Source organism: Prevotella sp. PTAC (genome assembly GCF_013166535.1).
Classification (GTDB): Bacteria; Bacteroidota; Bacteroidia; order Bacteroidales; family Bacteroidaceae; genus Prevotella.
Genome location: NZ_JABKKK010000006.1, coordinates 172,449 through 185,644, shown reverse-complemented (window position 1 = coordinate 185,644; position 13,196 = coordinate 172,449). Strand labels below are relative to the sequence as shown.

Sequence of the window (13,196 nt, the reverse complement as noted above, 5' to 3'; positions counted from 1 at the left end):
CCCAAATTTGCGCAAAAGTACAACTTTATTTTGATATTTTGCGCTATTTAAGTACAAAAATATTACCTTTGCAAGAAATTTAGATAAATTAAAGCAACAATGATACTTGACAAAATAAAGCAACTTCTGGAAGAGGTTGGCAATATGAGCGCAAACAATGCGGAAGAGATTGAGAACCTGAGACTTAAATATCTCGGCAAAAAAGGTGAGATAACAGCACTTATGGCTGATTTCCGCTATGTTCCGGCTGATCAAAAAAAGAGCGTCGGAATAAAAATAAACGAACTGAAACAAACAGCCCAAGAACGCATAAACGCTCTTAAAGAGATTTTGGATACAACAGACAGCGACACAGAGGGGCTCGACCTTACACGTTCACCATACCCTATCAGACTTGGTACTCGCCACCCTCTGACAATTGTCAAAAACGAAATAATCGACATTTTCTCACGGATGGGATTTGTACTGGCTGATGGCCCGGAGGTTGAAAACGACATGCACGTATTCACCAAAATGAATTTCGCCCCGGATCATCCTGCACGCGACATGCAAGACACTTTCTTTGTGGAGCAAAACAAGAATGATGTAACCAAAAACATGGTTCTTCGCAGCCACACAAGTTCTGTTCAAGCACGTGTAATGGAAAATTCACAACCGCCGATAAGGGTCATATGCCCCGGCCGAGTATATCGTAATGAGGCCATAACTGCACGCGCTCATTGCTTCTTCCACCAAGTAGAAGGACTATATATCGATAAAAATGTATCGTTCACAGATCTCAAACAGGTTCTGTTGTCATTTGCACGCGAAATGTTCGGCAACGACACCAAGATACGCCTGCGCCCAAGCTATTTCCCGTTCACCGAGCCAAGTGCGGAAATGGATATCTCATGCCACATTTGCGGTGGCAAGGGATGTGGCTTCTGTAAACACACCGGATGGGTGGAGATTTTAGGATGCGGAATGGTCGACCCGAATGTTTTGGAGCAATGTGGCATCGACAGCAAAATATACACAGGATATGCTTTCGGTATGGGAGTCGAACGCATCACTAATCTGAAATATCAAGTAAGCGATCTGCGCATGTTCTCTGAAAACGACTTGCGCTTCCTTAAAGAATTTGAAGCGGCCAACTGATACCACTTTCGCAAAACATACAAAGGGCATTGATTACTCAAATATATGTAATCAATGCCCTTTGTGTATTTGACATATACAAATATATAAATCCACCAATACGTTTGTAGTTGCCCCTCTGACAAACTCAAACCGCAAGCTAAGTTTAAATATCGTCCAACAATAACATTATCAAGCTCTGTCTCCGACAACCACTTTCACTTTCGAGATACGATGCTGTTCCATTTCCAATACCTCAAACTTGAATTTATCAAACGGTATTTTCTCATGTAACCGCGGAAACTCACCTTTTATGTAAAGTAAAAGCCCGGCAATAGTATCAGCTTCTCCTTCCACATCGGCAAAGATATTACTATCCTCTTTCATTATTTTAGTAAAATCGCTCAACAAAGTCTTGCCCTCAAAAATAAAAGTGCTACTATTTATACGTATATAACTCTTTTCATCATCATCATATTCATCATTAATCTCACCGACAATTTCTTCCAATACATCTTCAAGGGTCACTATTCCGCTCGTTCCCCCAAACTCATCCACAACAATGGCTATATGCACTTTATTATCCTGAAAATCACGAAGCAAATCATCTATCTTCTTGGTTTCAGGAACAAAATACGGCGGACGTATCAAAGTCTGCCACCGAAAATTTGCTGATTTCCCTAAATGCGGCAATAAGTCCTTAATATAAAGTACCCCACGTATATTATCTATATTGTCCTGATACACAGGCATCCGCGAATAATTATTCTCCACAATACATCTAAGTACTTCCGGAAATGTTGATTTAAAGTCCAAATCCACGACATCCTGGCGGCTCGTCATTATCTCCTTTGCCGTCTCGTCACCAAATCTCACGATTCCCTCAAGCAGTTTTTTCTCTTCCTTTATAGCATCGGTATCCGTCAATTCAAGCGCTTGCTCCAAGTCATTTATACTCAAAACATGGTTCTCTTTCTGCACCACTTTTTCCGCCAACACACCGGAACGAAGCAATACACTGCCAAGAGGATAGAATATTTTACGTAAGAAAAGAATACCGGGTGCAGAGAAACGGCAGAACCGCAAAGGCTGTTGGCTGCAATATACTTTAGGCATAATCTCTCCGAAAAGGAGCAATATAAACGTAAGAATAACAGTGATACATACGAATTGCAGCCAATAGGCATTGCCAAAATCTATCAAACGGCCGAAAAAATAGTTGCAAAGCATGATTATCGTTACGTTAACCAAATTATTGGTTATCAGTATTGTTGCCAATGTACGTTCCGAATCATTAAGAAGTTGCATTATATTACTATCCGATACAGATTTTTTTTCGGCTATTATGCTAAGATCGTTCGGAGTAAGTGAAAAAAAAGCAATCTCCGAACCGGAAGCGAAACCGGAAGCTACCAACAAAAGACAGGCCAATACACCAGATATGATAACCCCGGCATCAGGTGCCATAAAATGCACCTCACTAAACATTTGTTCTATTGTTAAAAGTAACACTTTAATTTAAATTTAGAATGGCAAGTCATTTTCCGGCTCCATCGACTTGCCTGTCGCAGACTGAACGGCTGTATTTTCGGAACTTTCAACATCCTGAGACATCTGCAAAGTCTTTGGTGTCAACATCTCCATATTGTCTGCCCACACTTCCGTAATACTATGCCTCTTCCCATGTTTGTCGTCATAAACCGAATAACGGAGTCGCCCTTCTATATAAAGCTTATCACCTTTGTGCACATACTTTTCCACTATTTCAGCCAATCTCCGCCACAGCACGACATTATGCCAATCAGTACGATCGGGCACCTTGGTACCGTTCGGCAATGTATAACCGCGTTCGGTTGTCGCAAGCGACAACCGCGCCACCGCAACACCTTGATCTACATAGCGAACCTCCGGTTCCCTGCCCACATTTCCGATAAGCATAACCTTGTTCATGACTTATTATTCTATCAAGTTTCGATACTATTTGCACATTCCAAGATAATGGAACTTAAAGTTCTTTCCCTTTACCGATGGGAACTGGCTGCGGCTATCCACACGCTGACGCAGATAATCGACAATACGGTTATAACACTCCAACCCTGAATTTGCCTTGCAACGGGCTACAAAACGAGTATCACGATATTGGAATTTTCCTGTTCCCGGAACTTGAAGCACACGCTTAAAATCAATCTCTCCCTCATACCATCCGAACAGATTATCATTAAGACGTGACATGACAGGGGGCAAAACCTTTTCTCTGCTATCGGCAGTACCGCCATGCACAGCACGCTTTTCCTTAAAATCGAGCATTGTAGCTGCTTCAGTCTTTATAATAATAAAATATACACGGGGACGTATTTTATAACGCTTCGGATAGTAAACATCACTCTCAACATATTCACGGACATCGGCTTCAAGTACGGGGTTCATTCCGATTTCACTTATACTACCCAAAAAAGTAATGGCATCATTAACATTAGTGACTAATGTCTCTTTATCAAAATATCTTAGATATAAGTTCATTTAAAAATTGTTGTTTTCCTTGTAGAATAATAAAAACGAGCGGAAAACGGGACTCGAACCCGCGACCCCAACCTTGGCAAGGTTGTGCTCTACCAACTGAGCTATTTCCGCAACAAAAAGAATGTGAAGAGGAGGAGACTCGAACTCCCACGTCACAATTGACACTACCCCCTCAAAGTAGCGCGTCTACCAATTCCGCCACCTCTCCAACATCAACCATGTTGAATAAAAAAGAGTGCCCAGAACAGGACTCGAACCTGCACACCTCACGGCACACGCACCTGAAACGTGCGCGTCTACCAATTCCGCCACCTGGGCATAAAACTGTTGAAACCAATTTTCAACACTCTTTTTTGTTCAATATGTGAGCGGAAAACGGGACTCGAACCCGCGACCCCAACCTTGGCAAGGTTGTGCTCTACCAACTGAGCTATTTCCGCAACTTTTCCTTTTGTCAGGAGCATTGCTCTCAATGCGGTTGCAAAGGTAGTACTTTTTTTTGTTCCGACAAATTTTTTCGAGCTTTTTTTACTAAAAACGGCATTAATCCATACGATTTTTATAATCTTCATAGCAAAATTGGCGCAAAACAGTCAGTTCCCCGTCATTTTTAAGCATTCCTATTGCCGGATGCTCTACTCCATTAAACATGGTGGTCTTTACCGTCGTATAATGAATCATATCTTCAAAAATGACCCTGTCTCCAACTTTCAACGGCTTTTCAAAACGCCATGCTCCAAGAAAATCTCCCGACAAACAACTATTTCCCCCAAGCCTGTATGTGTTTTCTTCCACTGCCTTTTCCATTGGAAGAGATTTCGCTCCACGGACGACAGGCTGATAAGGCATTTCAAGACAATCCGGCATGTGGCATGTGAAACTAACATTCAATATTGCGGTTTTTATCCCGTTATCTTCGACTATATCCACTACTTGCGACACCAATACACCGGTCTGCCACGCAAACGCACTTCCCGGTTCAAGTATAACCCTAAGATTAGGATAACGGCAACGGAAACTCCGTAATATCTCCACCATCAAATCGATATCATAGTCATCACGGGTCATCAAGTGACCACCACCGAAATTTATCCATTTCAGCTGCGAAAACCAACGTGAGAATTTCTCCTCTATATGCACAAGGGTTCTCCGGAACACATCAGCCCCGCTTTCACAATGGCAATGACAGTGAAAACCATCTATTCCTTCCGGCAATATCTCAGGAAGTTTACATGCCGAAACACCGAATCGCGTACCGGGAGCACATGGGTTGTATATCATCGTGCCGACCTCCGAATACTCCGGATTAACACGTATGCCGCACGACACAGAAGCATCCAACGCCTTAACCCTCTCAAAATATGTCTCAAACTGTGACAACGAATTAAACGTGACATGACTTGAACAACGCACGATATCATCTATATTATCATCGGTATATGCGGGAGAATATGTATGTGCAGGAGTTCCGAATTCTTCAAACGCGAGTTTTGCCTCAAAAGAAGAGCTTGCCGTCGTTGCATTAATATATTCGCGAAAGATGGGGAATGTCTTCCATAAGGCAAATGCCTTAAAAGCAAGAATTATCTCCACGCCAGCCCTTGACGCCACATCAGAAATCACGGAAAGATTGCGCCGAAGCAGTTTCTCCTCTATAATATAAATAGGTGTAGATATGTTCTCAAATGTATCCATCGTTCATCATTATTTGTTTACGTACGCAAAATTAACAAAAAAACATCGTAAAGCACCAACACGACATGATGAAAAAGACGATTTATTTACCTTGTCATCCTTTTTTGAGAAATTAACTAAAAAACAATCTTCAAAAACTTGTGGATAATGAATAAAGTATATACATTTGCACACAAATTAAAAATATTCAGAATAATGACACAACCAATGGCACAAAAAGCGCTCACGCTCAAGACATTGACCAAAAACACAGTCTGGGACGTACAAGAGAATGACATTTTCCGAATGTTGGAAAGTGTGGAGAAGGATGCAGACATAAGGGATAACATCCGTCGATACACAGACATTATCAGGGTTGCATTTATGATTGAAGAACTTCAAGAGCCATCATCTGCAATGAAAGGTAAATTTGAGAAGACCGGATATAAAATCGGACAAATACAGATTGACGACAATACCAAAATGACATTGGCTCTCAAAAAACGCCCGATATCACGTGTTACCGATCTCACGTATGAGAATATACACCATATCACTGCCGCAAAACTAATAGAAGTACTCGACAGAAATTTCGGAGGCGGTTGGGAATCGTTATCCCAAAGTGTCAAGGATATTATCGAAAGCGGTTTCGACATATCCACAACCACACTCCCCAAAGACAGGCTTCACAAACCTGGCGGTATGTACGAAAAGAAAGTCGCCGACGGATATGATGTGCTTGAAGTAGTAAAAGGAACATGGGTGGAAGCCATTTTCGCAAAGTTGAAACCCGAGACAGAGAAGCCACGCCTGAAACTAATGTCGAAAAACGAGGAAGACGAAATTCCGGAAGACGACTACAACAAGCCAGACGAAGATGATATCATCGATGAGGAACCGACCATATTGGGCGACGATGATATTACCGAAGACAACTACCGCACTACATTTGAAATAGAAGGTGAACCCGACGAGGAAGCGGAAAGCATGTCAGATTTCGGTGACGAATAGTATATACAAAACTACTAATGCAATATACATAGTATAAAGAGTTGAAGGAGCCATCGTGCACTGCGTTAAAGCAGAGCGATCGCTCCTCTTTTTTTAACAATAAAACTCCAGAGCTTTTGCTCACATTTTCATTTTAATCAAATAACATAACCTAAAACAACAATGAACATTCCAGAAGTTTTTTGGCTCATTCCGGCAGCATCTGTAACGGCGCTGGGAATGGCATGGTTCTTCTTCCGTCAGATGATGAAAGAAGACGAGGGAACACCGCGCATGCGGGAAATAGCGGAACATGTGCGCCGAGGTGCGATGGCCTATCTGAAACAACAGTACAAAGTCGTCGGTATCGTATTCGTAGTGCTTGCGCTTATATTCGCTTTCATGGCCTATGCGCTTAATGTACAGAATCCTTGGGTTCCGTTCGCATTCATCACAGGCGGTCTTTTCTCCGGACTTGCAGGTTTTTTCGGCATGAAAACCGCCACATACGCTTCCGCACGCACGGCCAACGCTGCACGGAAAGGACTTAACAACGGCCTTAGAATAGCTTTCCGTAGCGGAGCTGTCATGGGGCTTGTAGTAGTGGGACTCGGCCTGCTCGATATCGCAATCTGGTTCCTCGTGCTCAGTTATTTCTATAACGGAGACAGCATGGCACTCATAACCATTACCACCACCATGCTTACTTTCGGCATGGGAGCATCTACCCAAGCACTGTTCGCACGTGTAGGAGGCGGAATATATACCAAAGCGGCCGACGTTGGTGCCGATTTGGTTGGAAAAGTTGAGGCCAACATTCCCGAAGACGACCCTCGAAATCCGGCAACCATCGCTGACAACGTGGGAGATAACGTGGGCGATGTAGCCGGCATGGGCGCCGACCTGTACGAAAGCTACTGCGGAAGCATCCTCAGCACGGCGGCCCTCGGAGCAACAGCCTTCGCTTTCAATATGGATATGCAACTCAAAGCCGTCATTGCCCCCATGATAATCGCTTCCGTAGGAATATTCCTTTCGCTGATCGGAATATTCCTTGTGCGAACCAATGAAGGAGCAACAATGAAAGACCTGCTCAAATCTCTCGGACTGGGAACAAATGTTTCGGCCATACTTATTGCCGCCGCGTCTTTCGTCATCTTGTATCTTTTGGAACTTGACAACTGGATAGGAGTGTCATTCTCCGTAGTGACGGGTCTTATGGCCGGCGTAATCATCGGTCAAGGCACGGAATATTACACGAGCCAGAGCTACAAACCTACACGACAGATATCTGAATCATCACAGACCGGCCCAGCCACCGTTATCATAAAGGGTATCGGAACGGGAATGATCTCAACCATGATTCCGGTCGTGACAATATCTGTCGCAATCATGCTGAGTTATCTCTGCGCCAACCATTTTGATCTGTCCATGAGCGCAGAAAGTATTTCAAGGGGGCTCTACGGCATCGGTATCGCCGCTGTAGGCATGTTGTCAACACTCGGCATCACTCTCGCCACGGACGCTTACGGCCCTATCGCCGACAACGCCGGCGGAAACGCCGAGATGAGCGAACTGGGCGAGAACGTGCGTCACCGTACAGACGCACTTGACGCACTGGGCAATACCACTGCGGCCACAGGCAAAGGATTTGCCATAGGCAGCGCTGCCCTAACAGCCCTTGCACTCCTTGCATCTTACGTTGAGGAGATAAAGATTGCCATGGTACGCGCAGTAGACAACGGACAGATATTTTTCAACAGCGTTGGCGAAGTGTTCGATCCCGCCACTGCCAACATGGTAGACTACATGGAGTTCTTCCAAGTAAACCTGATGAACCCCAAAGTTCTTGTCGGTGCTTTTATAGGCGGAATGGCAGCATTCCTGTTCTGCGGCCTCACCATGGGAGCTGTAGGTCGCGCCGCACAGACAATGGTTGAAGAAGTGCGCCGTCAATTCCGTGAAATAGCCGGAATACTTGACGGCAAAGCCACTCCCGATTACGGCCGTTGTGTAGAAATCAGCACACGTTCGGCACAGCGCGAGATGATTTTCCCCAGCCTTTTAGCCATTATCATCCCTATCATTGTGGGTGTCCTGCTCGGAGTGGCTGGTGTGATGGGACTGCTCGTAGGCGGACTTACCGCCGGTTTCACCCTTGCCGTGTTCATGGCAAACGCTGGCGGAGCATGGGATAATGCCAAGAAAATGGTAGAGGAAGGTCATTTCGGCGGCAAAGGCTCTGAATGCCATAAAGCAACTATCGTGGGCGACACCGTGGGCGATCCGTTTAAAGACACGTCAGGCCCATCACTCAATATTCTTATCAAACTCATGTCCATGGTAAGTATAGTAATGGCCGGACTCACTGTAGCGTTCCTATAATTGACAGATAAAGACCGGACACTACACATAAAACAATGTATACAGAAAGCCCGGCCTAAAAAAACAACTGCAGGGACACGGAGATTATGAAGAAAATATCGTTTAATACGGTAACTCTCCATATCTCCGTGTCTCTATGTATATAATAAATTTTATTCAACGTATCACATCTTTTTTTAATACGATACATTCATTAATTGCGGTTATGAAATAATAAGACAAAAAGACTTTCAAAACTCGTTTATTTTTAATAAGAAAAAACAGGAGTCGTAAATACGCAAGTTTTAAGCAATTTACATAATCGCTTGGCTATCAACTAAATAGCAAAATTCCACTTCACAACTATTAATGATAAAGACCTTATTGCATTGCGTTTAGCATCCCGTTGGCCTACATTCAGCAATCCGTTGCATTACAACGAGACGCTAAACGCATCGCAATTACCTGCCAAACGCACTCTAACGAGCGTCCCGTTGCAAGACAAAGCCCAAACCACCTTTCCGTGATGAATAACTTATAGTATTGTATATCGAAATCAATATCGCCTTAATCAATCTGGAATGAGAAAAAACGAAATGTTAATTCCATGACTTTATTATTACAACATAAAGTTGTATGCAACCGCAAAACAGATAGACATAATACTATCAGAATTGAAAAATAGTAAAAATCAATTCACAGTCATGTGAAAACATCCTTGCTTCACCTCATATTTTATATAACACCTGTCTTGTTCCCTGAAATCTCGCAGCACCTCGCTCAATACCCATTTTAACGTATCGTTGCGTACACGGCGACGCTCCGGCCCGTCAGGGTCTTCCACCGTCTTATATCTGTTATAACATATATCGAATGTTGTACCATAAAGATGACAACTGTTTTCCGTGGCGTTTCCGTTGCGGTTGCGCAGTCTTTGCACATCGTCACGAGTGCGGAGAACACTCGTCACAATAATTTTATGAAGCGGTATGCCTTTTATTTGCAGACTGTCGAAAAAAGCACGGCCTATATCCTGAAGCAGCACGGCCGCACGAGGTACAAGATACGGAATACTGCTGTTGAGCCTGTCCACATGATAATAAGGATTACTACCCACATATACAAGATCTTTCTTCCTGTGCTCAGCCTCGTCACGATCTTTCACCGGCGACACACCATGAGAGTTTGCCGCTTCCAGCTGTACGTCATTATTATCCGGAAACGCCTTCTGAAATGAACTTACACTGTATATGCGATGCTTTACCGGAGTGCCGTCGGCATTGAAAAAGCGAGCGCCGACTCTTTCTGACACCTGTATTCCGGCTTTTCCCTCGTCCAAAACCGCCCCGGAAACTATTTCCGTCCCGTTACCGTCCAACGGCTTCGCCACTCCCGGAAAAACACAGCGTATAACAGCCAAAAGAATAACGATGGCAAAAAAGCCTTGCAAATATCTCTGTTTGGTTATCTTCGTATTGAATATTTTCCTCATGTTCGAAAAACAAATTTCAATGCAAAGATACATTTTTTATCCCAATAATGCCTTACCGGACAACCATTAAGTTTATGAACATAAATGAAAATAACATCGTAAAGAGTCATTTTCATGATGCCGCATATCACTTACCTTTCAAGATAATTACCATGTCAAGGCTTTTCTTACGGACATCCGCAATACTATACGGATATATCCCGTTCGGATTAACTGACCGATGGCCGCCCCGGCATGCGAAACCCAACAAAACCGAAAGAACATATAAACAATATTTTAATACAGAAAAGACATGTAGTATAAACAATGTTTTTTGCAGATTTTATTCGTATATTACAACGTTTTTCGCTAATTTTGCAACAAAATTCAAAATCATAAGAAATTGATAGAGAAGCATATCGTACTTGAAGACATAGACCCCGTAACGTTCTACGGAGTCAACAACGCTCATCTGCAAATGATAAAAGCGTTATATCCCAAACTGAGAATAGTGGCGCGCGACAATGTCATGCGCGTGCTCGGAGACGAGGAACAAATGTGCGCATTCGAGGAAAGCACCGAGAAAATGCGCAGACACGTGCTTAAATTCAACACTCTGAATGAAGAAGACATTATAAAAATCGTCAACGGTGAACGCCCCAATGATGAGTTTCCCGAAGGAGTCATCGTATACAACATATCCGGCAAACCGATAAAGGCCCGTGGCGAAAACCAACAAAAACTAATAGAAGCATACCACGCCAATGATATGGTATTCGCCGTAGGCCCGGCAGGAACAGGAAAAACCTACCTCAGTATAGCACTTGCGGTAAAAGCACTTAAAGAAAAAACAATAAAAAAGATAATCTTGAGTCGCCCTGCGGTGGAAGCCGGCGAGAAACTGGGTTTCCTGCCAGGCGACATGAAAGATAAAATAGACCCGTACCTGCAACCGCTCTACGATGCTCTCGAAGATATGATACCGGCAGCGAAACTGCAAGACATGATGGAAAAACACATCATACAGATTGCTCCACTGGCATTCATGCGCGGACGCACACTGAGCGATGCAGTGGTGATTTTGGACGAGGCTCAAAACACCACTCCCGCACAGATAAGAATGTTTATCACGCGAATGGGATGGAACACAAAAATGATCGTCACGGGAGACATGACCCAAGTTGACCTTCCGAGAGAACAGAAGAGCGGACTTGTGGAAGCTTTGAGAATACTGAACGGCATTGAAGGAATAAGCATTATAAATCTCAATCAAAAAGATATAGTGCGCCACAAGCTCGTGACACGGATTGTAAACGCATACGAGGCATTCGACAAAACAAAAATATCAAAACAACAGAATAACGATGAAAGCATTAACAAGAACTGATTTCAATTTTCAGGGACAGACAAGCGTGTATCACGGAAAAGTACGCGACGTGTATGACATTAACAACGACCTGATGGTCATGGTTGCCACAGACAGAATTTCAGCATTCGACGTCATTCTTCCCAAAGGCATTCCGTTCAAAGGTCAGGTGCTGAACCAGATTGCCGCAAAATTCCTCGATGCCACCAGCGACATTTGTCCAAACTGGAAACTCGCCACCCCCGACCCAATGGTAACAGTGGGTCTGAAATGCGAAGGTTTCAGAGTTGAAATGATTATCCGTTCTATCCTTACCGGGTCGGCATGGCGCGACTATCAAAAGGGATGCAGAGAGATTTGCGGCGTGAAACTGCCTGATGGCATGAGAGAGAACCAACGCTTCCCAGAGCCGATCATCACCCCGACGACAAAAGCCGACGAAGGACATGACATGAACATATCGAAAGACGAGATAATAAAGCAAGGCATAGTAAGCGCGGAAGACTATGCCGTAATGGAAGACTACACAAGAAAACTCTTTAAGAGAGGCCAAGATATAGCTGACAAACAAGGGCTTATACTCGTAGACACAAAGTATGAGTTTGGCAAACGAGACGGAAAAGTCTATCTCATAGATGAAATACACACTCCGGATTCGAGCCGCTATTTCTATGCAGACGGATATGAGGAGAAATTTGACAAAGGCGAGCCACAGAAGCAACTGTCAAAGGAATTTGTACGCCAATGGCTCATAGAGCATAACTTCATGAACGAACCGGGACAGACAATGCCGGAAATAACGGACGAGTACGCCGAAAGCGTGAGCGACCGCTATATCGAACTGTTTGAACATATCACTGGAGAGAAATTCGCAAAGGCTGCGGACAGCGATGACATTGCGGCACGAATAGAAAAGAACGTAAACGAATATCTTGCCGGCAGATAAATGTACAAGCAGGAAGAGATAAAACCATACGGACAATCGGCCGACAAAGGGGAACAGGTAGAGTTGATGTTTGACAACATCGCCTCTACCTATGACACTCTAAACCACCGCCTGTCGTGGAACATCGACAGGTATTGGCGACGAAAAGCCATAAGCCAACTTGCACGATATGCCCCCAAATCAATACTCGACATAGCCACAGGGACCGGTGATTTTGCAATAATGCAAGCAGAAAGCCTTCCCCAATGCAAGATAACGGGAGTCGACATAAGCAACGGCATGATGGAAATCGGACGCAGGAAAGCAGCTCGTAAAAACCTGTCGGATATTATCTCTTTCTCGAAAGAAGACTGCATGAGCCTTTCATTCGGTGACAATTCATTCGATGCGGTGACAGCGGCTTTCGGCATCCGGAACTTTGAAAACCTTGACCTTGGATTAAAAGAGATGCACAGAGTAATGAAAAAGGGCGGTCATCTGTCCATCATAGAACTGACATCACCTGTCAGATTCCCGATGAAACAGTTGTTCAGAATTTATTCTCACACATTTCTACCGGCATACGGACACATGATTTCAAAAGATCCGGCCGCTTACAACTATCTGATAAAAACGATAGAGGCTTTCCCGCAAGGGGAGAAAATGATTGAAATATTGAAGAATGCCGGCTTCAGAGCCCCAGGTTTCAAACGTCTCACATTCGGCATCTGCACCTTATATTTCGCAACAAAATAAAACAAACACACCCC

11 protein-coding genes and 4 tRNA genes are annotated in these 13,196 nt (G+C 43.9%); 6 read left to right on the top strand and 9 right to left on the bottom strand.

The genetic code is table 11. The features are described from left to right. The first annotated feature begins 99 nt into the window (after positions 1–99). Positions 100–1,137, top strand: coding sequence for a phenylalanine--tRNA ligase subunit alpha (gene pheS, locus HPS53_RS06275; RefSeq protein ID WP_172205137.1), 1,038 nt, complete (start codon positions 100–102; stop codon positions 1,135–1,137). A gap of 171 nt (positions 1,138–1,308) precedes the next feature. On the opposite strand, the gene gldE is transcribed toward pheS, so the two are convergent. The 8 genes from gldE to nspC form a co-directional block, all read right to left on the bottom strand. Further along, positions 1,309–2,604: a gliding motility-associated protein GldE gene (gldE, locus tag HPS53_RS06270; RefSeq protein WP_104369990.1), complete on the bottom strand. Its 1,296-nt coding sequence runs from the start codon at positions 2,602–2,604 to the stop codon at positions 1,309–1,311. 36 nt (positions 2,605–2,640) lie between these two features. After that, positions 2,641–3,066, bottom strand: a complete 426-nt coding sequence (locus tag HPS53_RS06265) for a single-stranded DNA-binding protein (RefSeq protein WP_104369991.1) — start codon at positions 3,064–3,066, stop codon at positions 2,641–2,643. Positions 3,067–3,093: 27 nt separating this feature from the next. Next, positions 3,094–3,636 carry a hypothetical protein gene (locus HPS53_RS06260; RefSeq protein ID WP_104369992.1) on the bottom strand — a complete coding sequence of 181 codons (543 nt, stop codon included), beginning with the start codon at positions 3,634–3,636 and terminating at the stop codon, positions 3,094–3,096. A 38-nt stretch (positions 3,637–3,674) separates the two neighbouring features. Next, positions 3,675–3,747 (bottom strand) — tRNA-Gly (locus HPS53_RS06255). A 13-nt stretch (positions 3,748–3,760) separates the two neighbouring features. Beyond that, a tRNA-Leu gene (locus HPS53_RS06250) sits at positions 3,761–3,844 on the bottom strand. Between the two features lie 28 nt (positions 3,845–3,872). After that, a tRNA-Leu gene (locus HPS53_RS06245) sits at positions 3,873–3,954 on the bottom strand. A 49-nt stretch (positions 3,955–4,003) separates the two neighbouring features. Then, a tRNA-Gly gene (locus HPS53_RS06240) sits at positions 4,004–4,076 on the bottom strand. A 103-nt stretch (positions 4,077–4,179) separates the two neighbouring features. After that, positions 4,180–5,331 (bottom strand): carboxynorspermidine decarboxylase, encoded by a 1,152-nt coding sequence (nspC, locus tag HPS53_RS06235; RefSeq protein WP_172205135.1) that lies wholly within the window; start codon positions 5,329–5,331, stop codon positions 4,180–4,182. 207 nt (positions 5,332–5,538) lie between these two features. Here nspC and HPS53_RS06230 point away from each other — a divergent pair, with 207 nt between their 5' ends. Beyond that, positions 5,539–6,321, top strand: coding sequence for a hypothetical protein (locus tag HPS53_RS06230; protein ID WP_253942835.1), 783 nt, complete (start codon positions 5,539–5,541; stop codon positions 6,319–6,321). Between the two features lie 162 nt (positions 6,322–6,483). Beyond that, a complete protein-coding gene (locus tag HPS53_RS06225) occupies positions 6,484–8,685 on the top strand; it encodes a sodium-translocating pyrophosphatase (protein ID WP_172205131.1) in 2,202 nt (733 codons plus the stop codon). Between the two features lie 670 nt (positions 8,686–9,355). Here the strand turns inward: HPS53_RS06225 and HPS53_RS06220 are convergent. Continuing rightward, complete coding sequence (locus HPS53_RS06220) at positions 9,356–10,156, bottom strand: DUF5715 family protein (protein WP_172205129.1); 801 nt, start codon at positions 10,154–10,156, stop codon at positions 9,356–9,358. Positions 10,157–10,538: 382 nt separating this feature from the next. On the opposite strand from HPS53_RS06220, the gene HPS53_RS06215 reads away from it, so the two are divergent. Genes HPS53_RS06215 through ubiE form a run of 3 tightly spaced genes read left to right on the top strand, consistent with a single transcriptional unit; the run spans position 10,539 to position 13,182 of the window. Next, a complete protein-coding gene (locus HPS53_RS06215; protein WP_104369996.1) occupies positions 10,539–11,522 on the top strand; it encodes a PhoH family protein in 984 nt (327 codons plus the stop codon). Continuing rightward, a complete protein-coding gene (locus tag HPS53_RS06210; protein WP_104369997.1) occupies positions 11,500–12,447 on the top strand; it encodes a phosphoribosylaminoimidazolesuccinocarboxamide synthase in 948 nt (315 codons plus the stop codon). Before HPS53_RS06215 ends, HPS53_RS06210 begins: the two co-directional genes overlap by 23 nt. After that, the gene (ubiE, locus tag HPS53_RS06205; RefSeq protein WP_104369998.1) at positions 12,448–13,182 is read left to right on the top strand and encodes a bifunctional demethylmenaquinone methyltransferase/2-methoxy-6-polyprenyl-1,4-benzoquinol methylase UbiE; all 735 of its coding nucleotides are present in this window, start codon (positions 12,448–12,450) and stop codon (positions 13,180–13,182) included. The last annotated feature ends 14 nt before the right edge of the window (positions 13,183–13,196 follow it).